The 23,102-nt window shown below is 47.6% G+C and carries 27 protein-coding genes and 1 tRNA gene; 16 read left to right on the forward strand and 12 right to left on the reverse strand.

Annotated elements, in window-relative coordinates:
- Positions 1 to 141 precede the first annotated feature (141 nt).
- The 5 genes from SYN6312_RS05080 to SYN6312_RS05100 all read left to right on the forward strand — a co-directional run bounded on the left by SYN6312_RS05080 (position 142) and on the right by SYN6312_RS05100 (position 5,327).
- A complete protein-coding gene (locus SYN6312_RS05080) occupies positions 142 to 3,117 on the forward strand; it encodes a type I restriction endonuclease subunit R (protein ID WP_015123791.1) in 2,976 nt (991 codons plus the stop codon).
- Positions 3,107 to 3,298 (forward strand): hypothetical protein, encoded by a 192-nt coding sequence (locus tag SYN6312_RS05085; RefSeq protein WP_015123792.1) that lies wholly within the window; start codon positions 3,107 to 3,109, stop codon positions 3,296 to 3,298. Before SYN6312_RS05080 ends, SYN6312_RS05085 begins: the two co-directional genes overlap by 11 nt.
- An 86-nt stretch (positions 3,299 to 3,384) precedes the next feature.
- Positions 3,385 to 3,603 carry a DUF2281 domain-containing protein gene (locus SYN6312_RS05090; protein ID WP_015123793.1) on the forward strand — a complete coding sequence of 73 codons (219 nt, stop codon included), beginning with the start codon at positions 3,385 to 3,387 and terminating at the stop codon, positions 3,601 to 3,603.
- Positions 3,587 to 4,006 carry a type II toxin-antitoxin system VapC family toxin gene (locus tag SYN6312_RS05095; RefSeq protein ID WP_253276420.1) on the forward strand — a complete coding sequence of 140 codons (420 nt, stop codon included), beginning with the start codon at positions 3,587 to 3,589 and terminating at the stop codon, positions 4,004 to 4,006. The genes SYN6312_RS05090 and SYN6312_RS05095 overlap by 17 nt, the downstream gene beginning before the upstream one ends.
- Before the next feature lie 49 nt (positions 4,007 to 4,055).
- On the forward strand, positions 4,056 to 5,327 hold the full coding sequence (locus SYN6312_RS05100; protein WP_015123795.1) for a restriction endonuclease subunit S: 1,272 nt from the start codon (positions 4,056 to 4,058) through the stop codon (positions 5,325 to 5,327).
- A gap of 31 nt (positions 5,328 to 5,358) precedes the next feature.
- On the opposite strand, the gene SYN6312_RS05105 is transcribed toward SYN6312_RS05100, so the two are convergent.
- Positions 5,359 to 5,598 (reverse strand): hypothetical protein, encoded by a 240-nt coding sequence (locus tag SYN6312_RS05105; protein ID WP_015123796.1) that lies wholly within the window; start codon positions 5,596 to 5,598, stop codon positions 5,359 to 5,361.
- A gap of 180 nt (positions 5,599 to 5,778) precedes the next feature.
- Between SYN6312_RS05105 and SYN6312_RS20060 the strand changes: the two genes are divergently transcribed.
- Genes SYN6312_RS20060 through SYN6312_RS05135 form a run of 6 tightly spaced genes read left to right on the forward strand, consistent with a single transcriptional unit; the run spans position 5,779 to position 9,038 of the window.
- Complete coding sequence (locus SYN6312_RS20060; protein WP_015123797.1) at positions 5,779 to 6,087, forward strand: hypothetical protein; 309 nt, start codon at positions 5,779 to 5,781, stop codon at positions 6,085 to 6,087.
- Between the two features lies 1 nt (position 6,088).
- Entirely contained in the window at positions 6,089 to 6,337 is a 249-nt protein-coding gene (locus tag SYN6312_RS05115; RefSeq protein WP_015123798.1) for a DUF4160 domain-containing protein, read from the forward strand.
- Between the two features lie 17 nt (positions 6,338 to 6,354).
- Positions 6,355 to 6,645 (forward strand): DUF2442 domain-containing protein, encoded by a 291-nt coding sequence (locus SYN6312_RS05120; protein ID WP_015123799.1) that lies wholly within the window; start codon positions 6,355 to 6,357, stop codon positions 6,643 to 6,645.
- Positions 6,638 to 7,063 carry a nucleotidyltransferase substrate binding protein gene (locus tag SYN6312_RS05125; protein ID WP_015123800.1) on the forward strand — a complete coding sequence of 142 codons (426 nt, stop codon included), beginning with the start codon at positions 6,638 to 6,640 and terminating at the stop codon, positions 7,061 to 7,063. The genes SYN6312_RS05120 and SYN6312_RS05125 overlap by 8 nt, the downstream gene beginning before the upstream one ends.
- Positions 7,060 to 7,431: a nucleotidyltransferase family protein gene (locus SYN6312_RS05130; RefSeq protein WP_015123801.1), complete on the forward strand. Its 372-nt coding sequence runs from the start codon at positions 7,060 to 7,062 to the stop codon at positions 7,429 to 7,431. Before SYN6312_RS05125 ends, SYN6312_RS05130 begins: the two co-directional genes overlap by 4 nt.
- On the forward strand, positions 7,431 to 9,038 hold the full coding sequence (locus tag SYN6312_RS05135; RefSeq protein ID WP_015123802.1) for a type I restriction-modification system subunit M: 1,608 nt from the start codon (positions 7,431 to 7,433) through the stop codon (positions 9,036 to 9,038). The genes SYN6312_RS05130 and SYN6312_RS05135 overlap by 1 nt, the downstream gene beginning before the upstream one ends.
- Before the next feature lie 586 nt (positions 9,039 to 9,624).
- Here SYN6312_RS05135 and SYN6312_RS05140 read toward each other — a convergent pair.
- Positions 9,625 to 9,698, reverse strand: a tRNA-Pro gene (locus SYN6312_RS05140).
- A gap of 264 nt (positions 9,699 to 9,962) precedes the next feature.
- Between SYN6312_RS05140 and SYN6312_RS05145 the strand changes: the two genes are divergently transcribed.
- The gene (locus SYN6312_RS05145) at positions 9,963 to 11,126 is read left to right on the forward strand and encodes a cysteine desulfurase family protein (RefSeq protein ID WP_015123803.1); all 1,164 of its coding nucleotides are present in this window, start codon (positions 9,963 to 9,965) and stop codon (positions 11,124 to 11,126) included.
- A gap of 23 nt (positions 11,127 to 11,149) precedes the next feature.
- Here the strand turns inward: SYN6312_RS05145 and SYN6312_RS05150 are convergent, their stop codons facing one another.
- Positions 11,150 to 11,869 (reverse strand): carbonic anhydrase, encoded by a 720-nt coding sequence (locus SYN6312_RS05150; protein ID WP_015123804.1) that lies wholly within the window; start codon positions 11,867 to 11,869, stop codon positions 11,150 to 11,152.
- Positions 11,870 to 11,905: 36 nt separating this feature from the next.
- On the opposite strand from SYN6312_RS05150, the gene SYN6312_RS05155 reads away from it, so the two are divergent.
- Entirely contained in the window at positions 11,906 to 13,039 is a 1,134-nt protein-coding gene (locus SYN6312_RS05155; RefSeq protein WP_015123805.1) for a quinone-dependent dihydroorotate dehydrogenase, read from the forward strand.
- Positions 13,040 to 13,048: 9 nt separating this feature from the next.
- Here the strand turns inward: SYN6312_RS05155 and SYN6312_RS18195 are convergent, their stop codons facing one another.
- Positions 13,049 to 13,720, reverse strand: coding sequence for a 4'-phosphopantetheinyl transferase superfamily protein (locus tag SYN6312_RS18195; RefSeq protein WP_015123806.1), 672 nt, complete (start codon positions 13,718 to 13,720; stop codon positions 13,049 to 13,051).
- A 68-nt stretch (positions 13,721 to 13,788) separates the two neighbouring features.
- Here SYN6312_RS18195 and SYN6312_RS05165 point away from each other — a divergent pair, with 68 nt between their 5' ends.
- A complete protein-coding gene (locus SYN6312_RS05165) occupies positions 13,789 to 14,376 on the forward strand; it encodes an FxLYD domain-containing protein (RefSeq protein ID WP_015123807.1) in 588 nt (195 codons plus the stop codon).
- Here SYN6312_RS05165 and SYN6312_RS18740 read toward each other — a convergent pair.
- Together SYN6312_RS18740 and SYN6312_RS05175 are read right to left on the reverse strand one after the other, a co-directional pair.
- Positions 14,302 to 14,898 (reverse strand): hypothetical protein, encoded by a 597-nt coding sequence (locus SYN6312_RS18740; RefSeq protein ID WP_216594182.1) that lies wholly within the window; start codon positions 14,896 to 14,898, stop codon positions 14,302 to 14,304. The genes SYN6312_RS05165 and SYN6312_RS18740 overlap by 75 nt on opposite strands.
- A 241-nt stretch (positions 14,899 to 15,139) precedes the next feature.
- A complete protein-coding gene (locus SYN6312_RS05175) occupies positions 15,140 to 15,532 on the reverse strand; it encodes a RidA family protein (protein WP_015123809.1) in 393 nt (130 codons plus the stop codon).
- 485 nt (positions 15,533 to 16,017) lie between these two features.
- On the opposite strand from SYN6312_RS05175, the gene SYN6312_RS05180 reads away from it, so the two are divergent.
- On the forward strand, positions 16,018 to 17,394 hold the full coding sequence (locus SYN6312_RS05180; RefSeq protein WP_015123810.1) for a DUF3370 domain-containing protein: 1,377 nt from the start codon (positions 16,018 to 16,020) through the stop codon (positions 17,392 to 17,394).
- Here the strand turns inward: SYN6312_RS05180 and SYN6312_RS05185 are convergent.
- The 4 genes from SYN6312_RS05185 to xseB all read right to left on the reverse strand — a co-directional run bounded on the left by SYN6312_RS05185 (position 17,329) and on the right by xseB (position 19,440).
- Complete coding sequence (locus tag SYN6312_RS05185; RefSeq protein ID WP_015123811.1) at positions 17,329 to 18,129, reverse strand: uroporphyrinogen-III synthase; 801 nt, start codon at positions 18,127 to 18,129, stop codon at positions 17,329 to 17,331. The genes SYN6312_RS05180 and SYN6312_RS05185 overlap by 66 nt on opposite strands.
- A 40-nt stretch (positions 18,130 to 18,169) precedes the next feature.
- Positions 18,170 to 18,646: a peroxiredoxin gene (locus tag SYN6312_RS05190; protein WP_015123812.1), complete on the reverse strand. Its 477-nt coding sequence runs from the start codon at positions 18,644 to 18,646 to the stop codon at positions 18,170 to 18,172.
- 6 nt (positions 18,647 to 18,652) lie between these two features.
- On the reverse strand, positions 18,653 to 19,060 hold the full coding sequence (locus tag SYN6312_RS05195; protein ID WP_015123813.1) for a DUF2996 domain-containing protein: 408 nt from the start codon (positions 19,058 to 19,060) through the stop codon (positions 18,653 to 18,655).
- 140 nt (positions 19,061 to 19,200) lie between these two features.
- Positions 19,201 to 19,440: an exodeoxyribonuclease VII small subunit gene (xseB, locus tag SYN6312_RS05200; protein WP_015123814.1), complete on the reverse strand. Its 240-nt coding sequence runs from the start codon at positions 19,438 to 19,440 to the stop codon at positions 19,201 to 19,203.
- A gap of 515 nt (positions 19,441 to 19,955) precedes the next feature.
- On the opposite strand from xseB, the gene SYN6312_RS05205 reads away from it, so the two are divergent.
- Positions 19,956 to 21,647 (forward strand): ABC-F family ATP-binding cassette domain-containing protein, encoded by a 1,692-nt coding sequence (locus SYN6312_RS05205; RefSeq protein WP_015123815.1) that lies wholly within the window; start codon positions 19,956 to 19,958, stop codon positions 21,645 to 21,647.
- 37 nt (positions 21,648 to 21,684) lie between these two features.
- Here SYN6312_RS05205 and SYN6312_RS05210 read toward each other — a convergent pair whose 3' ends face one another.
- On the reverse strand, positions 21,685 to 22,326 hold the full coding sequence (locus tag SYN6312_RS05210; protein ID WP_015123816.1) for a GNAT family N-acetyltransferase: 642 nt from the start codon (positions 22,324 to 22,326) through the stop codon (positions 21,685 to 21,687).
- A gap of 51 nt (positions 22,327 to 22,377) precedes the next feature.
- Positions 22,378 to 23,100: an HAD family phosphatase gene (locus tag SYN6312_RS05215; RefSeq protein WP_015123817.1), complete on the reverse strand. Its 723-nt coding sequence runs from the start codon at positions 23,098 to 23,100 to the stop codon at positions 22,378 to 22,380.
- Positions 23,101 to 23,102 lie beyond the last annotated feature (2 nt).

Below are 23,102 nucleotides of genomic sequence, written 5' to 3' on the forward strand. Positions count from 1 at the left end.
GAAATTTAGCGATAGTCGGGACAGCCGATCCAGGCCTGGGACATCAAAGCTTTAAAGTATCTAAAATAAGGCTTAAACCACTTATTTTATCGTTCAATCTAGACTGAGTCGCGTCTAATCAATGACTTCCCAAGTGTTTGTATGATAGAGCAGCAAATTGAACAAGCCCTAATCGAAAAACTGGGGGACTTGAAGTACACCTACCGCCCCGATATTCGAGATTTAGCCGCCCTGGATCAGAATTTTCGGGAAAAGTTTGAAGCTCTCAACCAAGTCCACCTGAGCGATGGCGAGTTTAGCCGACTCCTAGACCAGGCCATCACGCCAGATGTATTTGCAGCGGCCCAACATTTGCGAGAACGGAACAGCTTTGAGCGAGATGACGGTAAACGGTTACACTATACTCTGGTTAATATTAAAGACTGGTGCAAAAACACGTTTGAAGTGGTGAATCAACTGCGGATCAATACGGCCAGCAGTCACCACCGCTATGATGTGATTCTTTTGATTAATGGGGTTCCAGTTGTCCAGATTGAGCTTAAAAGCCTGACGATTAGCCCCCGCCGAGCGATGCAGCAGATTGTGGATTATAAAAATGATCCGGGCAATGGCTACACCAGGACGCTGCTTTGTTTTATCCAGTTGTTCATTGTCAGTAACCGGAGTGATACTTGGTACTTCTCCAATAACAACAGCCGCCACTTTAGCTTTAATGCCGATGAGCAATTCTTACCCCTCTATCAATTTGCGGGGAAGGATAACCGGAAAATTACCCACTTAGATAGCTTTGCTGAGACCTTTTTGGCCAAATGCACTCTGGGGCAGATGATTAGCCGCTACATGGTGCTGGTGGCCAGTGAACAAAAGCTGATGATGATGCGGCCCTATCAAATCTATGCAGCCCAGGCCATTGTGGACTGTATTCATCAAAATAGTGGCAATGGCTATATCTGGCACACCACAGGCAGCGGCAAGACTCTGACATCTTTTAAGGCCTCGACACTGCTGAAAGATAACCCCGACATTGAAAAATGTTTGTTTGTGGTGGATCGGAAAGACTTGGATCGGCAAACACGGGAGGAATTTAATCGGTTTCAAGCAGGCTGTGTGGAAGAAAACACCAATACCGAAACCCTAGTGCAGCGGCTCCTCTCGACTGATTATGCGGATAAGGTGATTGTGACGACGATTCAAAAGCTGGGCCTGGCCTTGGATGAAACTAACAAAACCAGCAACAAACGCAGTTATAAGCAACGCCTTGAACCTCTGCGGGATAAGCGGATTGTCTTGATTTTTGATGAATGCCACAGATCCCAGTTTGGGGAGAACCACAAGGCGATTAAAGAATTTTTCCCTAAAGCTCAGTTATTTGGGTTTACAGGAACACCGATTTTTGAGGACAATGCCAGCTATCAGCAGATTGAAGGGCAAGTTGGCTCCTATAAAACCACGGACAATATTTTCCAGCAGCAACTCCACGCCTACACGATTACCGATGCGATTGAAGACCGGAATGTGTTGCGGTTCCATATTGACTACTACAAACCCGAGGGCAGCCACATCCCCAAAGCTGGTGAGGCCTTAGCCAAAAAAGCGATTGTCGAAGCTATCTTAGCCAAACATGATGCAGCCACGGCGGGACGAAAATTTAATGCAATTCTGGCAACAGCTTCGATTAATGATGCGATTGAATATCATGAACTGTTTCAAACCATCCAGGCCGAGAAGCAAACCACAGACCCAACCTTTAGTCCCTTAAATATTGCCTGTGTATTTTCGCCACCGGCCGAGGGAAATCAGGATGTGCAGCAAATTCAAGAGGACTTACCCCAAGAAAAGGCGGATAACCAAGTCGCTCCCGATGAGAAGAAAGCAGCTCTCAGAGACATCATTGCCGACTATAACCAGCAGTACGGGACAAACCACAGCATCAATGAGTTTGATTTGTACTATCAGGATGTGCAGAAACGGATTAAGGATCAGCAGTATGCCAACCAGGACTTACCCCACAGTCAAAAAATAGATGTGACGATTGTGGTGGATATGTTGCTGACGGGCTTTGATTCTAAGTTTCTGAATACGCTCTATGTGGATAAAAACCTGAAGTATCACGGGTTGATCCAGGCCTTCTCCCGGACAAATCGCATCCTGAATGACACCAAGCCCTATGGCAATATTCTTGATTTTCGCCAGCAGCAGGAGGCAGTGAACCAGGCCATTGAGCTTTTTTCGGGCAATTCCAAGGCGAAGGCGAGGGAAATTTGGCTGGTGGATCCGGCTCCTGTGGTGATCTCAAAACTGGAAACAGCGGCCCAGAGGTTAGATACGTTTATGCAATCCCAAGGCCTGGCCTATGCCCCAGAGGAAGTGTTTAATCTGAAGGGAGATGCGGCTCGGAGCCAGTTTATTAATTTGTTTAAGGAAGTGCAGCGGCTCAAAACTCAGCTTGACCAATATACGGATCTCACGCCAGAGGATGCGGCAACGATTGAGCAGGTGATTCCCAAGGAGCAGTTACAAGGGTTTCGGGGGGTGTATCTGGAAACGGCGCAACGATTGAAGGAACAACAAGGCAGGCCAGGCCCCACTGATCCCAATATTGAGCAACTCGATTTTGAGTTTGTTTTGTTTGCTTCGGTGGTGGTGGATTATGACTACATCATGGGGCTGATTGCCAACTATACCCAGGCCAGGCCGGACAAACAAAAGATGACCCGAGAGGAGTTGATTGGGTTAATTCAAGCCGATGCCAAGTTTATGGATGACCGGGAGGATATTGCGGCCTATATCAGTACGTTGAAGGTGGGGGAAGGATTGGATGAGGCGGCGATCCGAGAAGGCTATGAGGCATTTAAGGCCCAGAAGAATACCCAAGAGCTAGAACTAATTGCCACGACCCACGGCCTGGAACCAGCGGCCCTGCAGACGTTTGTGGATGGGATTATGCGGCGAATGATTTTTGATGGCCAGGCCCTGAGTGATCTGTTGGCCCCGTTAGAGTTGGGATGGAAGGCCCGGAAGCAAAAAGAAGAGGCTTTAATGGCGGATTTGATCCCGTTGCTGCATAAACTGGCCCAAGGGCGGGAGATTTCAGGGTTAGCAGCTTATGAGCAGTAATCAGAGTTTAAGTCAGCAAGAACGCCAGGAATGTTTAGCTAAAGCATTAGAGGAAGCAGCGGCATTGAATCCTTTTGCAGAAATTACTGATCCGGTGGCTTGGCAACGTGAACAACGTCAGGATCGGCCTCTGCCTGGTAGAAGTGGAAGTAAGGAGCATGAAGATAAGGGCAAAATGTAAGACCATGCCAAAACTCTCGTCAGTGGTGAGACAATTACACCCCATCATTAAATTAAACTGCATCAGTGATTTACCAGGAGTTTAATATGAATCCGGCGCAATTTATTGAAAAGATGCAGGCATTGCCCCCAGATAAACAGGCCGAGGTGTTGGATTTTATTGAGTTTCTGGCATCCCGCAGCACGGCTAAATTAACGACTAAAGAATCTTTAGCAGCTCGGTTATTAACCATTCCCAATGCTGGCTTAGATGAAGATTTTGAACGGGTAGATGATTCAGACGAGGTAGATGATGTATTTACTTGATACTAATGTTATTAGTGAGTTACGCAAACGCAATTCAGCAAATCCCAGTGTCCTTAATTTTTTCACTGAAGTAGAACAAGAACAAACCTCAATTTTTCTATCGGTGATCACTGTTGGAGAACTACGCCGAGGAGTAGATTTGATCCGCTATCGTGGCGATTTAATTCAGGCTGAACGACTTGAAGATTGGCTGAACAAGTTACTTATAGATTTTGAAAATTCAATCTTACCGTTTGATAATGTTACTGCTCAGGTGTGGGGAAAATTACGCGTACCCCATCCAGAAAACCCCTTAGATAAACAGATTGCGGCTACGGCATTGGTGCATAACTTAGTTCTTGTAACCCGCAATGAAAGAGATTTTATAGGGACAGGGGTAGAAGTTTTTAACCCATTTTCATAATTTCTAAGGCAATGAGACTCTTCAATAAAAGATAATAGAAACCCAAAATATGAAACCCAAAAATAATCATTCATTACTACCAAAGTTGCGGTTTCCTGAGTTTCGGGACGCAGGAGAGTGGGAAATAAAAAAACTTGGTCAATTAGGAGAACTGGTTTCCGGTCTAACATATAGCCCAGAAGATATACGGGATCAGGGATTGTTAGTTTTAAGATCGTCCAATATTCAGAATGGCATGATTGCATTGGATGACAGTGTGTTTGTAAGACCAGATATTCAAGGAGTAAATTTATCACGTCCAAATGATATTTTGATCTGTGTGCGGAATGGTTCAAAATCCTTAATTGGCAAAAATGCTCTTATCCCTGAAAAAATGCCGTTATGTACTCACGGTGCATTTATGACGGTATTTAGAACTAATACTGCAAAGTTTATTTTTCAGTTATTTCAAACAGAAGCATACGAAAAACAAGTATCAGCAGACTTAGGCGCAACAATTAATTCAATCAATGGTGGTCATCTCAAGAAGTATAAATTCTATATTCCAAAGTTAGATGAACAACAGAAAATTGCCGACTGCCTTACTTCTATAGATGATCTGATCGCCGCTGAAACCCAAAAGCTCGAATCGCTCAAATCACATAAGAAAGGCTTAATGCAGCAGCTTTTTCCCGCAGAAGGCGAAACAATTCCAAAACTACGCTTCCCTGAGTTTAGAGATGCCGGGGCCTGGGAGGAAAAGAAGATTGAAGATTTAGCTAAAAGAGGATCCGGCCATACGCCTAACAAAGGTCACACAAATTACTATAACGGCGGAATTAAATGGGTTTCCCTAGCTGACTCTAATAAGTTGGATAAGGGTTATATTTATGATACAAAAGTCGAAATTTCAGTAGAAGGTATTAAAAACTCATCCGCAGTTATTCATCCACCCGGTACAGTAATTATTAGCCGTGATGCTGGTGTTGGAAAAAGTGCAGTTTTATATTCTGGAATGGCAGTAAGCCAACATTTCATAGCGTGGTGTTGTGATAAGTCTAAGCTGTCAAATTGGTTTCTCTACTTTCTTTTGCAAATATTAAAACCAACCTTTGAAAGAATTGCTACTGGAAGCACTATAAAAACAATAGGATTGCCATATTTCAAAGAAATTCGTATAACTATCCCTTCAATAAATGAACAACAGAAAATTGCGGATTTCCTCTCGTCTCTTGACGATCTAATCACCGCCCAAACGCAAAAAATCGAAGCGCTGAAGTTGCATAAAAAAGGGTTAATGCAGCAGTTATTCCCATCGGTTGAGGAGGTTGAACATGAATAGGGCGTGCTACGTTGCTTAGAGCCTATTAATTCTATTCCGCCATCGCTTGAGTTTCTGGGTGAAGGGCTGGAAATATAGATTTACCGGGTATGAAGTCGCCCCAGTCTAACTGACCTAAATTAGCCACTAAGTCTTGATATTCTTCGGTAGATAGCCAGACTTCAATTTTCACAGAAGGAATAGCCTCTCCAGCACTTTTAGCTCGCTCTACAGCCAAATCAGCCAGGTAATTAGCACGGTCTAGGGGAGAATTTAAAATAGAATCAGTCATCGTTATTTCACCCTGGGGAAGTGGATCTGACCATTGGAACGGATAGCGACTACAGGACTACCAGGCAACTTCAGCTTAGACCAGCAGCCCCCGATCTGCTCCTTTCTCTGTTCTCAGGTTTAGTCTGAAATACGATAATCTTGGCCTGGGGCGTGTCTTACTCGAATGGGGAGAAAACTAATGGATAAAAAAGATATTGCTAATGCGAAAAACCCCGATCTTCCTGCTTCTATGGATGCCCTGCGTCGAGCCTCTGGCCTGGCGATTCAAACCGCAATCCAGACCAACACCGCTATCGTGATTATGGAAAATGGCAAAATAGTCCGAATTTCAGGGGAAGAACTGAAAAAAAAGCAAAGTTTACGCGGCTCCCTAAAGCATTACGCCAGGCCCGAACTCATTGACCAAGAAAAGGACGCATGGCCAACCGTAGTCAGTGAAGAATATGAGTATTTATATTTATTTAGAAAAATATCTGAAAATAGTTAGTATGCCTGAAATTAGTCGCTTTTATGGAATCATCATCAAAATCTTTTTTGCGGATCATCCACCGCCCCATTTTCATGTCATTTATGGAGAATATAACGCCTTGTTCAATATCGAAACCCTAGAGATGATCGAGGGAGACTTACCCAACAGGGCGATAAAGATCGTTACGGAATGGGCAACGATTTATCAGCAGGAATTGCTAAAAATGTGGCAAAATCAAGAATTCCATAAACTACCACCCCTGCAATAAAATAGGAAATAAAGATTATGATTTGTCCTAAAATTACGTCAGCTAAAATCATTGAAAACTACACTCTATTAGTAACCTTCTCCAATCATCAAACCAGAAAATATAACTGTGAAAAGCTAACAGAAAATCCAGCTTTTTTACCACTTAAACAATATTCATTCTTTAAGAACTTTCAAATAGATCCATCGGGCAGCGGTATTGTTTGGAATGATGAGATTGATATTAGCGAATATGAAATTTGGACTAATGGCATTCAAGAGTCTGCTTTAGATCAACTTTCGACATCAGTGAATCCTGACCATGATTGATCCCATCCCCCGTTGGGCTTACCGTTTCGATAACTACCACCGCGCCCTCATCCTCTTAGAAGAAGCCATTAACCTCGACCGTCCCCTAAGCCAACTGGAAAAAGAAGGCCTAATTCAACGGTTTGAATACACAATGGAACTGGCCTGGAAAACCCTAAAAGACTACCTCGAAAGCGAAGGCCTGGTGCTAGAGCCAATCACCCCCCGTACCATCATCCGTAGTGCCTTTGAAGCCCGCATCATTCATCAAGGTGACACATGGCAACAGGCCCTCGATGCCCGGAACCGCATGGCCCACACCTATAACCTGGCAACCTTTGAGCGAGTCCTGACCGAGATCCGAGACCACTACTTCACCGCCTTCAAAGAACTCGATGAATTTTTAGCACCCCGCCGCCTAGAAATAGACCCACCATGAGCGACACCGGAACTGATTGCTTTGGCCTGAGCGACTCGAATCGGGCCATCATTCAAGGGATATTAGCCCCATTTTCAGCGCGCCTAGAGGTTGTTGCCGTCTTTGGTTCCCGCGCCCAAGGTCAGTATCGGCCCAACTCAGATTTAGATTTAGCTCTGTATGGCAACATTACGGAAACAGACTGTGATCGACTTTGGACATTGTTTCAGGATAGCCCTCTCCCCTTTTCTGTCGATATTATTCCCTACAACAGGATCAATCACCCGCCCTTACGCCACCACATTGATCTAGTTGCCCGGCCATTGTTGCGCCATAATCCTGATCAGGGTTTTATATATGTTAATGAGAATAAATCACTAAAACACTGATGTCCGAACAAAACCAAAAACAACTCGGTAGTCTCCTCTGGAACATTGCAGATCAACTCCGGGGAGCCATGAACGCCGATGACTTCCGGGACTATATGCTCTCGTTTCTGTTCCTGCGCTACCTGTCCGATAACTATGAAACCGCCGCCGAAAAAGAACTTGGCTCAGACTATCCCAATCCCGCAGACTTGCCCAACATCACGCCACTTCAACACTGGTACGACCAAAACCCCGATGACATCGCTGAATTTGAAAAGCAGATGCGCCGCAAAGTCCATTACGTCATCAAGCCGGAATTTCTCTGGGCCAGCATTGCCGAAATGGCTCGCACCCAAAATAGTCAACTATTGGAGACCTTACAAAAGGGATTTAAGTATATCGAGACCGAATCCTTTGAGAGTACCTTCCAGGGCCTGTTCTCCGAGATTAATCTCGATTCCGAAAAACTAGGCAAAAAGTACACCGACCGCAATGCCAAACTCTGCACGATCATTACCGAAATTGCTGCCGGTCTTAACCAGTTCTCAGCCGATACGGATGGCCTGGGAGATGCCTACGAATACCTGATCGGTCAGTTTGCTTCTGGTTCTGGTAAAAAGGCCGGTGAATTCTATACCCCGCAGCAAATTTCCAGTATTTTGTCAGCCATTGTCACCCTCGATAGCCAAGACCCCAGCACCGGCAAAAAGAAACATCTCGATAGCATCATGGACTTTGCCTGTGGTTCTGGTTCACTCCTGCTCAATGTCCGCCGCCAGCTTGGCCCCCACGGCATCAGCAAAATCTACGGACAAGAGAAGAACATCACTACCTACAACCTGGCTCGGATGAATATGCTTCTCCATGGGGTGAAAGATTCCGAGTTTGAAATTTTCCACGGTGACACCCTCCTGAATGATTGGGAGATGTTGCGGGAAGCCAATCCAGCCAAAAAACGTTATTTTGATGCCGTTGTTGCCAATCCACCCTTTAGTTACCGCTGGGAACCGACCGAAGCCCTAGGCGAAGATATGCGCTTCAAAAACCATGGCCTGGCTCCGAAATCAGCGGCGGACTTTGCCTTTTTATTACACGGTTTCCATTACCTCAAACCCGAAGGCACAATGGCAATCATCCTTCCCCACGGCGTACTATTCCGGGGCGGTGCTGAAGACAAGATTCGCCGCAAACTTCTCAAAGACGGCAACATTGATACAGTGATCGGTCTGCCTGCAAACCTGTTCTATTCCACAGGCATCCCAGTCTGTATTCTCGTCCTGAAAAAATGCAAAAAGCCTGATGATGTCCTGTTCATCAATGCCAGTGAGCATTTCGAGAAAGGCAAACGCCAAAACCGACTTTTGCCAGAACATATCGAGAAAATTGTTGACACTTACCAGTTCCGTAAGGAAGAAGACCGTTATTCCCGCCGGATCTTGATGAAAGAAATTGAGTCCAATGACTACAATCTCAATATTTCTCGCTATATCAGTACCGCTGTGGCAGAGGCAGAAATTGATCTAGATACGGTAAATTCTAGCCTGGTCGAAGTAGAGAAGAAAATTGCAGCGGCGAAGAAGAAGCATAACGAGTTTCTCAAGGAACTGGGTTTACCCCTCCTGCCCTAATCCTAAGACTTACGCCATGATGAACTTATTGGGGCTGATATCACCATCTCTGAGAGCCTTAGCCGTTCCCCGGACGGTAAAACCAGTGGCTATGCCCGTCAACGGAAAGACACAAGGAATCAAAAGGTGCGAATTATTCCCTTACAACCGAAACTACTGGCCATGTTCCAAGGACGGTCAACGCCTGAGACCAAACCTAATGAATTGATTTTTTAAGTCTCTAAAGGGGAAACCCATTGATGATCGCAATTTCACTCAGCGGGTTTGGAAAGGATTATGCGTTGCTGCCAATATTCCTTACCGAGTCACCTATGCAGCCCGCTATAGCTTGGGGAGTCACCTTCTGGATCAGGAGTCAGCATTGCCCAGGTGGCTACAATTCTTGGGAATCGTCTCGAAACGGTTGCGCGATACTATGCCCATGCTATTAACTTGCCTGAACTCCCTTCATTTTGAGAGTATGCAAATTTCGCACCAGTTTTGTATAGGTTCTATGGTCAAATGTAGTCTAACTTGACCTAAAAGTAACTAACCCTTAAATCTAACAAAGCCAGTGTTGTCAAAGCTTTAAACATTAGAACCACTATCGGAGCGGCGGGATTTGAACCCACGACCCCCACTACCCCAAAGTGGTGCGCTACCAAGCTGCGCTACGCCCCGTTAGTATGACTATAACATCCCTTGGCATCAAAACTTATTCAAAAAACTCAAGCTTATCTGGGAAGTAATGGGGAGATGAACCACTGCTATCCTAGGTGCGAAAATCCTGACTAGACTATATTTTGATAGATAAGAAAGTTTATATCTTTTGCAGCAAACGGGTGGGCAAAAAAAGGAATTGTATCAAGACAGAGGGGTGAAAGGATCTCCGCAAGGCACAATAGGGATTAAGAGTGTTTTTTGATACTGTACCTGGGCTAATCTATGCAAATTTATTTAGACTACAGTGCTACTACGCCCTGTCGCCCAGAAGCTATGGCCAGCATGAATCGGGTCATGGCCCAGGCCTGGGGGAATCCATCCAGCTTGCATGAATGGGGGCAGCGCGCGGCAACAGTCTTAGAACAGGCCCGGATGCAGGTGGCCAGCCTCATCAACAGTTCTCCCCTCGGCATTGTCTTTACATCTGGCGGTACAGAGTCCAATAACCTGGCCATATACGGGGTAGCCCGTCAATTCTCGTCCCCGCAACATTTGATTATTTCCTCTGTAGAACACGCTGCCGTCAGTCAACCCATGGCTTTTTTAGAATCTCAAGGCTGGCAGGTGACCCGTCTACCCGTGGATCGCTGGGGGCGAGTTAACCCTAGGGACTTAGATCAGGCTATCCAGGCCAATACGGTGTTGGTTTCGGTCATTTACGGGCAAAGCGAAGTTGGGACACTCCAGCCGATTTCAGAACTGGCGAAAATCTGTCGTAATCGTGATGTTCTGTTTCATACGGATGCAGTACAAGTTGCCGGGCGTTTACCCGTTGATGTCCAGGCCCTAGGGGTTGATTTACTTTCCCTCTCCAGCCACAAGCTCTATGGCCCCCAGGGCGTTGGGGCATTATACATTCGGCCGGGTGTCGAATTACATCCTTTTCTGGCTGGGGGAATGCAGGAGTCGGGGCTGCGGGCTGGGACACAAGCCTTACCCAATATTGCTGGCTTTGGGATTGCGGCTGAATTGGCTGAAGTAGAACTCTTGGAGGAAATAGCCCGCTTGCAAACGCTCCGGGAACGCCTCTTTGCCCAACTTTATGCCTGCCCACAACTACAACCTACGGGCCATCGTCTCTATCGGTTGCCCCACCACCTGAGCTTTACAGTGATCGATGCCTATGGAACACCGCTGAGTGGAAAGACCCTCGTGCGTCAACTGAATTTAGCGGGTATTGGCGTAAGTTCTGGCTCGGCTTGTAACAGTGGTAAATCCATTCCTAGTCCGGTCTTAAGAGCAATGGGCTATGACGATGGGCTGGCTAAATCGAGTTTACGGCTGACCCTGGGTAAACACACCACCGCAGCGGATATTGATTGGGTCGGTCTAGTCCTGCCGCAAGTGATTGAGCGAGTCACCCAGGCCCCGGTACTGATGTGTTAGATTCGCCCGAGTTACAACCATGGTTAGCCTAAGAACCGGACAGCCCCACTGGCCAACTCATAATAAGCCCCAACAATGTTTAATGCTTCTGCACGAATGGCCTCGGCAAGCACCGGAGAGTTTTTTAGCCGCTGTACCTGAAGTCGGACATTGGCTTTAATGGCATTGGTCAAAAGATCACCAGGTTCGGTTTGGGCGAGGGCAATTGCGGGTTGAATGGCAGTAGTTAGAGAAGACATAACTCCGGGTAGGTTTTTGCCGCTCAAGGTAGCTGTAACAGCCCCGCACCGTTCATGGCCGAGAACAACAATTAAGGGGGTTTTTAGAATTGTTACGGCATACTCTTCACTAGCGATTTCTTCAGTAATGGCAATATTTCCGGCCACACGCACAACAAAGAGATCACCAATTCCTTGATCGAAAATAATTTCAGGAATGACCCGGGCATCGGCACAACTGAGAATGGCGGCAAAGGGAGTTTGTGTCTCCGTGACAACCGCTAGCTGACGAACATCTTGATGGGGATGAAGGGACTTATTCTGGACAAAACGTTGATTACCAGCAAGTAAACGATCTAGGGCGGTGGTCGGGGTATTGGGAATTTCCATAGTCTTGCTTTGGTGGTTATTAATGGGGAGCGCATGTTCTAGGCCAAAAGCCTTCCAGGCCGGGTAAGTCACCCCCCACCGACTGATCTCCCCTAATAATTCCAAGGCAGCGCGGCGTGAAACAGGCATCATCATCGGCGAATGAGGGGGGCTGGGGCTAAAATCTAAGGCATGAATCTTTATACCAACATTCTGCGTCCCTTCGTGTTTTCTGGGTTGCGGGCTGATCCGGAAGCTGTTCATCACCAACTGTTGCGGGTTTGTGGGCAAATTGAGGCCTGGGGCGAAAAAGGGCAGTGGTTGCGGCAACTTTGCCGGAGTCAATACCAGTACTCTGCACCGAAATTATCCCAAAAACTCTGGGGATTAAGCTTTCCGAATCCCTTGGGTTTAGCACCTGGGTTTGATAAGGACGGCCTGGCCAGTAGTTTTTGGCAGGAATTGGGCTTTGGCTTTGTTGAGGTGGGAACTGTGACCTGGCAGGCCCAAGGGGGGAATCCCAAACCCCGTTTATTTCGACTCCCGGCGGATCTGGCGGGTCTGAATCGGATGGGGTTTAATAATCTCGGAGCGGTGGCGATGGCGAGAACCCTAGAACAGTCAGCGGCAGAGGGCCTACGCACAGTTCCCATTGGGATTAACTTGGGTAAGTCAAAAGTCACCCCCTTAGAACAGGCAGTGGCGGATTATGTGCAAAGTTTTCAGGTGCTTCAGCCTTGGGGAGATTATTTTGTTGTCAATGTCAGTTCCCCCAACACCCCAGGCCTGCGAACATTGCAATCTCGGAGCCAATTAGAGCCAATCTTGGCCGGACTTCAAGCTAGCAATCACCTCAGCAAACCTCTGCTGATTAAGGTGGCCCCAGATTTGGCCTGGTCGGACTTGGATGAAATTTTAGAGTTGGCCCAGGCCTATCAACTGGCGGGAATTATTGCCACGAACACCACCCTTTCTCGTCACGGCCTCAAGACAACAGTTCTCCCCTCCACCCAAGAACCAATTGAAACAGCGGCGGGCGGACTTAGTGGCGCGCCTTTACGGCAAAAGTCCACGGAAATGATTCGCTACATTTATCGGCAAACGGGCGGGACATTACCGATTATTGGGGTGGGTGGGGTGTTTAATGCGGCCCAGGCCTGGGAGAAAATTTGCGCTGGAGCGAGTTTGATTCAGGTTTATACGGGTTGGGTTTATGAGGGGCCGGGCATGGTCAAGGCAATTTTGCAGGGATTAGAGCAGTATTTGGGCGACCAGGCCTGGGCTGACGTAATTGGCCAAGACGCAAAAGAACTCCCCTCATCCTGATCCCAACCATCAGCCTATTCTGGCAACTTTTTTATAAATCATGTTGAGGGAAACTGGCTGATCCGTTAAGGCTACGACCGCCCCCACATAGGTACTCCCAATCATAAAATTTAGGGTTTGGTAGGGATGGGGGCAAGACTCCGACTGAAACAATTGGCCACCAACCGCCTTAATTCTCGCTTCCAGGCCAGTCCAACAGCTTAAAAATTCTTGGGTGTAATTGGGTTCGGGTAGTAACTTGAGGCGGGCCTGGTCGGTTTGGGAAAAAAAACGTTGGGCAATTTTTTTTGCTCTTGGCCTCAGTTTAATCTGTTCAATATCTACGCCCACCGGACAATTTTTTGTAACCGCGGCTACGGCCATCTCCCCAGCATGACTCCAACTAAACTGCCAGGCCGGGTCATGGACGCGTCTATCGAGGTGAGGCTTACCCGTTGGGCTGAAACATAATTCAACCGCAGCCGGTGGGACAATGACATAATGGCTCAGAACCCAGCGTAATAGACTCCGACTTTGGCGAAACTGTTGTCCAGCCAGATTGAAAACGCCTAATTTCTCCAGCCAGGCCTGTTCAGAAGCCGATAACCAGTCCGCCATAACCGAGATTTGCCCTAGCTCTAGTTGCCACAGATCAACATTCAGGGTGGTTTGTTCCCCAGGCCTGGACATGATCATTTGCATTTCGCATTTACTCGTTAAAATTGTCGTAAAGACTGCAGATACCAGCCAGCATTTGGGAGTGATTGGACATGAGGATTCAGCCGCATCTTCACAAACAGATAAAAATTGCCTGTTCAGGATTATGTGTTGGTTCGCTCCTACCCCTTGTTTTTACCTTACCCAGCCAGGCCCAGAAAAATCCAGGGGACATCATTGTGATTGGCAATTCTCCCCGGCAATGGGCCCAAAATCAAAGCTATTGGAATCAATTAGTCGGAGTCTTTGGGCGGGCCATTCCGGCAGCTACGGCTCCTGATCCCTCTACCGATACCACCCAGGCCGCGGCAGACCCCCAAGTTCTGATCCAAAAACTCCTCCAAAATATCTCAGTGGGCGCGCCGCAACTGCAACCGATCCTGAAATTACCGGGCTCTTCCCAAATCTCAGGGTCCCTCACCAATCGGAATAATCAACCTGTCACCATTGGCGGGGTCAATTTTGAGGTTTTGGATAATACAGGTAATGTGATTCAAACTGGCTCGGCCATCCCGGAACCGGCAACCGTGGGGCCTGGGCAAACAGTCACCTATCAACAAACCCTACTAACTGTCCCGTCCGATGTGGGGGCTTCTGTGCGTTTGATTAATCCCCCCGTCACCATTCAGGGCGGCATCTAAAAATTCCCAGATGGGGCGGTCATCCCAAACTTGTACCTCAATAAACCTGTCATATCGCCAATACTCTTCTGTTTTCCATTTATCACCGGGCATTCCATATTCTTGAATAACCTCAATGATTTCTTCTGCCGTAAATACTTGACCATGAATTGGTTTGCGATAAGAATCACCTCGCCCAGTTGTGTCTGTTGCAATCGCTAGACTTGGCATACTGTCTGGGTAGGTGAACGAAATCATATCACTGCTAAATAGAGATAATGGGATCTGCAACTTAGCCGGATTTGCATCGCTGAAAAAGCCGTTCTTTTGAAAGAAATCGTCATTCTCACCTAATACAAAGTAGCGCGGGCTTTGAAGGTGTGGTTTCTTACCTTTTCTCACAAACTCGCTGTAGAGCCACGCTTCGACTCTTCGACGTTCTTCCAGATAACCAGGATGCAGCCATGCCCGTTTGCCGCTCTCTTTAAGGGTAGATAGAAATTGCTCAGCCATCTCATCGGGATAGCTACAAATATTTTTCAAGCGATCGCTACCCTCGCTGTAGTACTGCGTGATGTAGTCTGGTATCCCGTACATTCATCGCAAGCAACTCAACCAGCTACTCTCAAACTACTACCAGCACCCGTAACCGAAGCCAGCTAACGGTTGTGCTCACCGGACACAGACAACCTTTGTTACTCAACCAACTATTTTGGGACGTTCCGGTGCAGCACGATCTTAGGCACCAACGGTGCCCGGAAAGGCAACGCTAACTTGGTGGTACTCAGCCGGGAATACGGGCGATGACCTTGATCTCGAAGTCGAACCCTGCAAGCCAGTTGACGCCGATCGCCGTCCAATTCGGATAAGGCGCTTCCGGGAAGACTTCGCTTTTAACGGTCATGATCGTGCCGAATTGATTTTCGGGATCGGTATGAAAGGTCGTAACATCGACGATATCGTCAAGCCCGCATCCACCCGCTTGCAGGGTCGCCTCTAGATTGGCGAATGCCAGACGAACCTGAGCCTCAAAGTCCGGCTCTGGCGAGCCATCGCTGCGACTGCCGACCTGACCGGACACAAACAGGAGATTATCTGATCTGATCGCTGCGGAATAGGTCTGTGACGTGTAGAGGTCATGCCGACCGGCGGGGAAAACGGCGTCACGCTGGGTCATATGGAATCTCCTGTTGTGGGTGGCTGGAAAGCGGTGCCAACGAATGCTTACGACAACTTGAAAGCTGGATTGGTGCCTAACTTGGTATTAGACAGAAAAATTCCGTCTAAACTCACTATTTAAAGTGTATAGACAGAATCTCAAGTTGCTATCCTATTATTTTATAAAAAATTATTTATTTTAGACGGAGATGCACATAAAGTTGGGCTTTGGGGTTTGCTATGCTCACAAATTATCTCTGTTTGCCATCTCTCTGATTGAGTGGACGACTGAATTTTCGGAAGCATCAATTTGAGAGCATTTTACGACTGCTCATCTGCCCATCAAATCCGAAACAAGCTGTAAATCTACGTACGAGCATAAAATCCTCAACTGATTGCCAATAAAACTTATCAACACTGAGTATGGCCCTCTTAAACGTGAGTTTGCATGGCTTAGATAACCCAAGCGAATAATCGTTGATTCACTCCTAAGTTTATGCAGCCGTGTTAAAAACCCTCCCCACCCTAGTTAGTTTTATGCTGGCCCAGGCCCCGGCCATCCCACCTGCGGAAATTATTCGCCCCGATGAGGTACGGCCACTGCCGGGAGCCTTGGATAGGGTGCCAGTGTTTAATAGCAACAGTCCCGAAAAAATTCAACAGGCAGGAATTCTCCTCTCAACCCTCAACCCGGCCGGTAAACAAAACCCCGCCGCCCATCTGAATTTCAGCTTTAATGACCGCTTTGATATTTTTGCCCACCATGTCACCAAGGCAGCCCCAGTTCCGGCTCCTCAGGTTATGTATCTGGGTATTTTGGTCGAAAATCCCAACAAAACCCCTGTGCGGATCTTGGTGCTCCAGGCCAACACTCGTTTGACCACCCACGCCCCCTTTGTCAATTTGCCGACCCAGGTTTTAGATCAACGAAATCGGGTCTTTGCCGGGCCGGGGAGTCGTGCCAGTGGAGACTTTCTCCGGCGAGAACGAGATGCCATTTTCCCGGAAAGCTATGTGATTGCGCCCCAAACCAGCCAAATGCTCACGGTTCTACCCATCCCTGCCACGGCCTTAAATGGTCGCTCCCTGTTAATGCGGCTGTTTAGCAATGGTCGGGTCAACCTGGCCAGCCTCGCCCTTTGGGAAAAACCGGGGACTGACAAAATTCCGACCTTAGAAGACTGGCAAAATCTGGCGCAAACGGGCCAACTTTCTACGCCTCGGGATCGGACTCCTACTCCTTTGACGCAAACTAGTGGGCAATTTATCTATGGGCGGGTGGCCGGAGTGTCCCAGGGTTCACAATGGCGGGCCACCGTGACAGATCGTCCCGAAATTCCTTATTTAACAATTCCGGCCGAAAACCAGGCCATTTCCTATGTTGTCAATACTCTCGACCGGGGGACATTGGGAACGCGGCAAATTCAAAGCGCGCCGATGCTGGTTCGTTATCCCGATACGGCCTATCGCAGTCATGGCAATTATGGCGTTCTCTACGAGTTAACCTTACCCCTCAAAAACCCCACAACCCAGGCCCAGCAAGTAGCCATTCGGTTTCAAACTCCGATCAAAGAAGATCAACTCTCCCAGGCCGGGTTACGCTATCTGCAAACACCCGCCAATCAAATCTTTTTTCGTGGGCCCATCCGACTGGAATACGAAGCGAATGGTACAACTCAAGTGAAGTATTTTCATCTGGTACAACGGCGGGGACAAATGGGCGAACCCCTCTTGACCTTAGATCTGCCTCCCCAAACTCAGCGCACTGTCAAAGTGGAACTCGTCTATCCCCCCGATGCCACGCCGCCCCAAGTCTTAACCGTGGAAACCCGCCCCGTTATCGCCCCTGTCAGTCAAAATAGCCCTCACCAGCCCCTCTAAGGTATGTTCTGCGGCTTCTATCTCCACCCGCCCGAAATACTTGCGGCAGGCCTGGGAGGTTTGGGGGCCAATTGAAGCCAGTTTGACCCTTTCTAAAAGAGCTTGGGCAATTTCAACTCCGCCGACCAATTGACAGAAATGCTGGACGGTTTTGCCACTGGTAAAGGTGATTAGGGTTAGGGTTTTGGCCTGGAGTAACTCCGCTATTTCCGGGGCAATTTGGTGCGGGCAACGGGATTCATAGGCCGCAACTTCGACAATTTTGGCTCCAGCATCGGCCATGGCCTGGACAAGCATCTCCCGTCCGCCCGTCTCCACCCGTGGGAAAAGGATTTTCAACCCAGTCATGGACTCAGGAAAATGCTCAACCAAGGCATCGGCAATAAACTGAGGCGGAATAAAATCCGGGCTGCGGCCCTGGGTTTGGAGGGATTGGGCTGTTTTTTGGCCAACTACGGCAATTTTTAGCGGAGTCAATTTAGCTGGATCAATCCCCAGGCCCCGCATGCGTGACCAAACAGCCTCAACCCCATTCGTGGAGGTTAAAATGAGCCAATCAAAGCTGTCCAGAATTTCCAGGGCATGATCCAATGCATCCCAACTGCTGGGCGGGCCAATTTCTAAGGTGGGCATTTCCCAAACAGTCGCTCCTGCTTGACGAAGGGCTTGACTAAAGGTTGGGGCCTGGGTGGCGGCACGGGTGACAAGAATGGATTGACCAGCAAGGGGTAACATCGGGCAACTCAAAGAGAAGACGTAGTTTTATCTTCCTCTCTTATCCGGCGGTGTTAGCCAACCCGTTTAAAATTGCCAGGGATTCATCCACATGGGCCTTGAAGTTAAGCATGGAGTCAAAAATATGGCGGACAATGCCCCCTTGATCAATGACATAGGTGACCCGGCCAGGCAAAAACCCAAACAAGGCTCCGGGAACCCCAAAGGCTTGACGAGCTTGATTACCTTTATCACTGAGCACCAGAAAGGGCAATTTTTGATTGGTGGTAAACCGGGCCTGGGCCGCCACAGAATCATCACTGATCCCAATCACCTCCGCGCCCAAGTCCTGAAAAACGTCATAGGCATCCCGAAAGGCACAGGCTTCGATGGTACAACCCGGACTCTCTGATTTGGGATAGAAAAATAAAACGATCGCCTTTTTCCCTTGAAAATCCCTCAGACGGATGATTTCACCCTGGGCATCGGGGAGGCTAATATCTGGGACGGGATCACCGACTTTAATGGGGTTGGCCATCGGGACTTAGTTACCCCCCAACCATTTTTGGGCATTCAGGCGTTGGACAATTCCAAAAACAAGTAAGTCTAAGGTTACTTTCCGCTCATCACAGAGAAAAGGCTCAATGGTGCTGCTGGGTACGCCCCCCATCGTTTCTGAAAAGGCTTTGCGGCCCTGGATGTCTTCGTCCAAAAAATATAGGTTAAATTGATGTTGGCCTGGTTGCCATTGTCCCTGAATTTGTCCGTCCGTAAAGGCTAGAGATACATTTTGAACCTGCTTGGCCTGGAGGGCATGGGTTAAGGCTGGCAAAAAGTCTTGTTGAATAAACTCAGCAAAAGGTTTGGCCTCCACAGCCGGGGGTTTTTCTTTCTTGACAGGTGTAGTTGGAGTAGCCTCGGTAGTCCCAGGCGTTACGGATTCTTCAGACATCGCTCTTACCCAGATAGAACTCAACTTTAGTATAAGGGGCTGGCAGAATCTCTCGGAATTGGCCTGACTCCCTAAGCCCTTAAAAGAAGATCAACTCTGGAATAGAGAACTATCTATATTTGTCTGGCCAAGTTAGCACTTTACCAGGTCGGATCGTCCAGTTCTTCAATGAGTAAATCTATGGCCTGGCGATGCTGGCTTAACCAGGATTCACATTGTTTGATATCCCTCACGGCTGCGGCAAACTTAGCCAACACTGTCCCTAAATCCAATTGGCCCGCTTCAATTTCACTAATAGTTTCCTCAACGCGAGCAACGGCAGTTGGATAATCCCAGGCCGGGTCATCTTCAGGCTCAAGGGGAGGGGGTGAAACAGTCATAACGAGTTTGGCTAAAGCCCTGATTATGATTCAAAGGTAATTTCCTCTATTATAAACTCAAACTTGCTTCTCGATCTAGACTTGGCCTGGAAAAGTCTTCAGATTGCCAATCGAAATTAACATCATTTTGAGATAGTGCTAGAAATTACAAATAGTGCGTGAGTGATCACAATATCAAAAATATTCAAAATTGTGGGCAGACAATTTCTGATTTTATTGACAGTGGGGCGGATGTCAGCAGGAGTTAACTAATGCTCTGGTTTAAGATATGGCATGGATTTTTAATCCCCCTTGTCACCTACCCATCAGGCTGACCATTGTGATGACTCTTGGGCTGAATTGGCCTGGGCTTAAGGGCACAAAGCTTTGATTATTGAAGAACAGTCCTCGGGAAATGGGCAAGAATTTGTTAGCATTGCCAAGGAGATATTTTTATTCACGGTTGCTCTAGATAGCCTTGAAAATCGTGTGATTATTTACCGAGTGTATCTTCGTTAATTCTTTTAGGTCGTGCAATGCTGCGGTTGTCCCATATCAGTAAGATTTATCCCACCGGGGAAGTCCTCAAGGATGTGAATTGGGAGGTTAAGCCTGGGGATCGGATTGGCCTGGTGGGGATGAACGGGGCTGGCAAATCAACACAACTAAAAATTATTGCGGGGGAGATGGAACCCACCGATGGGGAAGTGATTCGACCGGCCAGCCTAAAAATCGCTTATTTAACCCAAGAATTTGAAGTAGAACCCAGTCGAACCGTGCGGGAAGAGTTTTGGACAGTCTTTGCCGAGGCCAACTCAACCCAGCAGGCTTTGTTAGAGGTTCAGCAGGAGATGAACACAACGGACATGGAGGAACTGGAGCGGCTGATTCACAGATTGGATCGACTCCAACGCCAATTTGAGGGGTTAGATGGCTATGGCCTGGAGGCTCGGATTGAGAAAATTCTCCCGGAGATGGGCTTTGAGGCTGGGGATGGCGATCGTTTGGTGAGTTCCTTTAGTGGGGGTTGGCAGATGCGGATGAGTTTGGGGAAAATTCTTCTCCAGGCCCCCGATCTGTTGCTTTTAGACGAACCCACCAACCACCTCGATCTAGAAACCATTGAATGGCTAGAAACCTATTTACGGGGCCTGGTAACTCCGATGGTAATTGTCTCCCATGACCGCGAGTTTTTAGATCGGCTCTGTACTCAAATTGTCGAAACAGAACGGGGGGTTTCCAGTACCTACTTAGGGAATTATTCCGCCTATATTGAGCAAAAGAACCTGAATCAAGAAGCCCAACTCAGTGCCTTTGAACGCCAACAAAAAGAACTCGAAAAGCAACAAACCTTTGTAGATCGGTTCCGGGCTAGTGCCACCCGCAGTACCCAGGCCAAGAGTCGGGAAAAACAACTGGCTAAAATTGACCGGATTGAAGCACCTGTGGATTCCGTCCGCACATTACGGTTTCAATTTCCACCTGCCCCCCGCAGTGGCCGAGACGTGGTGATGATTGAAGATCTAGTCCATAGCTACGGGGACAAGATTTTGTTTTTAGGGGCTGAGTTATTGCTAGAGCGGGGGGATCGGGTGGCCGTTCTGGGGCCCAATGGAGCCGGGAAATCAACCTTATTACGCTTGATTATGGGCCTGGAAACCCCCCAATCGGGCCTGGTTAAGTTAGGGGATCACAATGTCATTCCCGGTTACTTTGAGCAAAACCAGGCCGAAGCCCTTGACCTCGATAAGTTAGTGGTGGAGACGATCCATGATGAAGTTCCCCAATGGACAAACGAAGAAGTCAGAACCCTGCTTGGGCGATTTTTATTTAGTGGAGACACAGTTTATAAAAAAGTGGCAGCCCTCAGTGGTGGGGAAAAGGCCCGCTTAGCCCTGGCGAAAATGTTGCTACGTCCAGCTAACCTATTAATTTTGGATGAACCCACCAACCATTTAGATATTCCGGCCAAGGAAATGTTGGAATCTGCCCTCCAGGCCTATGATGGGACGGTGGTGATTGTCTCCCATGACCGTTATTTCATTTCCCAAGTTGCTAATAAAATTGTCGAAATTCGGGACGGTGAATTTAGGGTCTATCAGGGAGATTATCACTACTATTTAGATAAGGTTGCAGAGGAAAAAGAAGCTGCCCGCCTGGCCCAATTCACCGCTGCCAAAGCCAGTAAAGCCGCCGCCAAAAAAGCCAAGGCCAAGAAGAAAAGTTAATTTCTATCTCCCCTCAACTGCTTGGCTCACCACATCTTTAGCGGCCATCACTGATGGATGATCTTTTAAGAATCATATTGTAGCCAGGCTTGTCATTACTCTTAGTAAAGTTATTTTTTTCATAAAAATCCTCTGTACCCTTAATAGCATGGACGTAGATAGGGGTTCTAATGTTTCTGATACCACACTCTACCAAACATGAGCCAATCCCCTTTTTGCGATGACTAGGAGAAACATAGAGGCCCAACAGAACACCGTAGTTTCTTCGAGATTCAAGTAGGATAGAGCCAGAAAACTGATGCTTATAGAGAACAATTAATAAACGCCTTTTACTCTTCTTGATAAGAATGTAATTTTTGATTACAACTTCAACGAATATCCAACTCAATAGCAGAGTGTAGGTAATGGTTAAAGAACCGATAAAGATCAACACGAACCAGAGCAAATAAATCCATTCTTCGAGAATATAATTTATAGCTAAAGCTGATAGTAAACCTAGGCCAAGGATCACAATCCAAAGTAATGCTAAAGACTGCTTCTTTTGAGATGACAAATCGTTAGTTTTTCCAGGCTCTTTTTCCCTTTTGAGGCACTGATGCAAAAAAACCGTCCATGTATCTTGATAGCTTTCAGCAATGCGAATTGAGTAGCCATGGGGAAGACCGGGATACAGAGTCATATCTGGATGAGGCCCTCTAGTCCGTTGTTAGAACCCTGAACAAACACTAAGTCAGGCCGAAGCTTTCAAAACCTGTTTTTGGGCATAAACTCTCTGGACATACTCTAAATCCAGTTGGCCAAAGTGATCAATGACCCAATTACACCGCCGCTGCAACATATGGAAGGGAAAGGTATGGGCAATGCCTAGCACGGGTAATCCGGCCCGGCGCGCCGCTTCAATCCCCATAAACGTATCTTCAATCACGAGGCAATGGGGTGGGGTCAAGTCCAGGCCAGGAAATTGGGTTTGGAGTTGATCAAGAGCTAAAAGATAGCCACTCGGATCTGGTTTGCCGACTGTGACTTGATCCGCTGTGACAACTACCGAGAAATAATCCCGTAGGCCAGCGCGCCCCAAAATTAACTCCACTTCTGCCCGAATTGAACCCGTTACCAGACCGAGCTTAATGTCTGCCGCAATCAGTTGTTGAATAAACTCCACCACACCCGGAAAAAGGGGTAAAGGGGTTAATAGGGATAATTCAGCTTGGTAGGCCTGGGATTTTTGTGCTAAGAGCTTATCCAAATAGGCCCCATTCACATAACGCCCCCGCCGACTGAGCACATTATCTAAACAATCCCGATCCGAGCGGCCCAAGCAAAACTGTTGATATTCATCGGCCTGGGGACGGAGGTTTTCGCTCAGTAAAATATCGGCAATTAAGCGGGTGTGAATGGCCTCATCGTCAATAATCACCCCATTAAAGTCAAATAAAACTGCCCCTAACCCCATGC

Source organism: Synechococcus sp. PCC 6312, assembly GCF_000316685.1.
Classification (GTDB): Bacteria; Cyanobacteriota; Cyanobacteriia; order Thermosynechococcales; family Thermosynechococcaceae; genus Pseudocalidococcus.

Bases quoted from the DNA above. Each gene is read 5' to 3' on its own strand.
- SYN6312_RS05085 (WP_015123792.1), top strand. From the start codon at position 3,107: ATGAGCAGTAATCAGAGTTTAAGTCAGCAAGAACGCCAGGAATGTTTA.
- SYN6312_RS05215 (WP_015123817.1), bottom strand. From the start codon at position 23,100: ATGGGGTTAGGGGCAGTTTTATTTGACTTTAATGGGGTGATTATTGAC.
- SYN6312_RS05090 (WP_015123793.1), top strand. From the start codon at position 3,385: ATGAATCCGGCGCAATTTATTGAAAAGATGCAGGCATTGCCCCCAGAT.
- xseB (WP_015123814.1), bottom strand. From the start codon at position 19,440: ATGACTGTTTCACCCCCTCCCCTTGAGCCTGAAGATGACCCGGCCTGG.
- SYN6312_RS05155 (WP_015123805.1), top strand. From the start codon at position 11,906: ATGAATCTTTATACCAACATTCTGCGTCCCTTCGTGTTTTCTGGGTTG.
- SYN6312_RS05205 (WP_015123815.1), top strand. From the start codon at position 19,956: ATGCTGCGGTTGTCCCATATCAGTAAGATTTATCCCACCGGGGAAGTC.
- SYN6312_RS05095 (WP_253276420.1), top strand. From the start codon at position 3,587: ATGATGTATTTACTTGATACTAATGTTATTAGTGAGTTACGCAAACGC.
- SYN6312_RS05115 (WP_015123798.1), top strand. From the start codon at position 6,089: ATGCCTGAAATTAGTCGCTTTTATGGAATCATCATCAAAATCTTTTTT.
- SYN6312_RS05210 (WP_015123816.1), bottom strand. From the start codon at position 22,326: ATGACTCTGTATCCCGGTCTTCCCCATGGCTACTCAATTCGCATTGCT.
- SYN6312_RS20060 (WP_015123797.1), top strand. From the start codon at position 5,779: ATGGATAAAAAAGATATTGCTAATGCGAAAAACCCCGATCTTCCTGCT.
- SYN6312_RS05195 (WP_015123813.1), bottom strand. From the start codon at position 19,060: ATGTCTGAAGAATCCGTAACGCCTGGGACTACCGAGGCTACTCCAACT.
- SYN6312_RS05145 (WP_015123803.1), top strand. From the start codon at position 9,963: ATGCAAATTTATTTAGACTACAGTGCTACTACGCCCTGTCGCCCAGAA.
- SYN6312_RS05130 (WP_015123801.1), top strand. From the start codon at position 7,060: ATGAGCGACACCGGAACTGATTGCTTTGGCCTGAGCGACTCGAATCGG.
- SYN6312_RS05190 (WP_015123812.1), bottom strand. From the start codon at position 18,646: ATGGCCAACCCCATTAAAGTCGGTGATCCCGTCCCAGATATTAGCCTC.
- SYN6312_RS18195 (WP_015123806.1), bottom strand. From the start codon at position 13,720: ATGCAAATGATCATGTCCAGGCCTGGGGAACAAACCACCCTGAATGTT.
- SYN6312_RS05125 (WP_015123800.1), top strand. From the start codon at position 6,638: ATGATTGATCCCATCCCCCGTTGGGCTTACCGTTTCGATAACTACCAC.
- SYN6312_RS05135 (WP_015123802.1), top strand. From the start codon at position 7,431: ATGTCCGAACAAAACCAAAAACAACTCGGTAGTCTCCTCTGGAACATT.
- SYN6312_RS05150 (WP_015123804.1), bottom strand. From the start codon at position 11,869: ATGATGATGCCTGTTTCACGCCGCGCTGCCTTGGAATTATTAGGGGAG.
- SYN6312_RS05165 (WP_015123807.1), top strand. From the start codon at position 13,789: ATGAGGATTCAGCCGCATCTTCACAAACAGATAAAAATTGCCTGTTCA.
- SYN6312_RS05120 (WP_015123799.1), top strand. From the start codon at position 6,355: ATGATTTGTCCTAAAATTACGTCAGCTAAAATCATTGAAAACTACACT.
- SYN6312_RS05080 (WP_015123791.1), top strand. From the start codon at position 142: ATGATAGAGCAGCAAATTGAACAAGCCCTAATCGAAAAACTGGGGGAC.
- SYN6312_RS05185 (WP_015123811.1), bottom strand. From the start codon at position 18,129: ATGTTACCCCTTGCTGGTCAATCCATTCTTGTCACCCGTGCCGCCACC.
- SYN6312_RS05100 (WP_015123795.1), top strand. From the start codon at position 4,056: ATGAAACCCAAAAATAATCATTCATTACTACCAAAGTTGCGGTTTCCT.
- SYN6312_RS05105 (WP_015123796.1), bottom strand. From the start codon at position 5,598: ATGACTGATTCTATTTTAAATTCTCCCCTAGACCGTGCTAATTACCTG.
- SYN6312_RS05175 (WP_015123809.1), bottom strand. From the start codon at position 15,532: ATGACCCAGCGTGACGCCGTTTTCCCCGCCGGTCGGCATGACCTCTAC.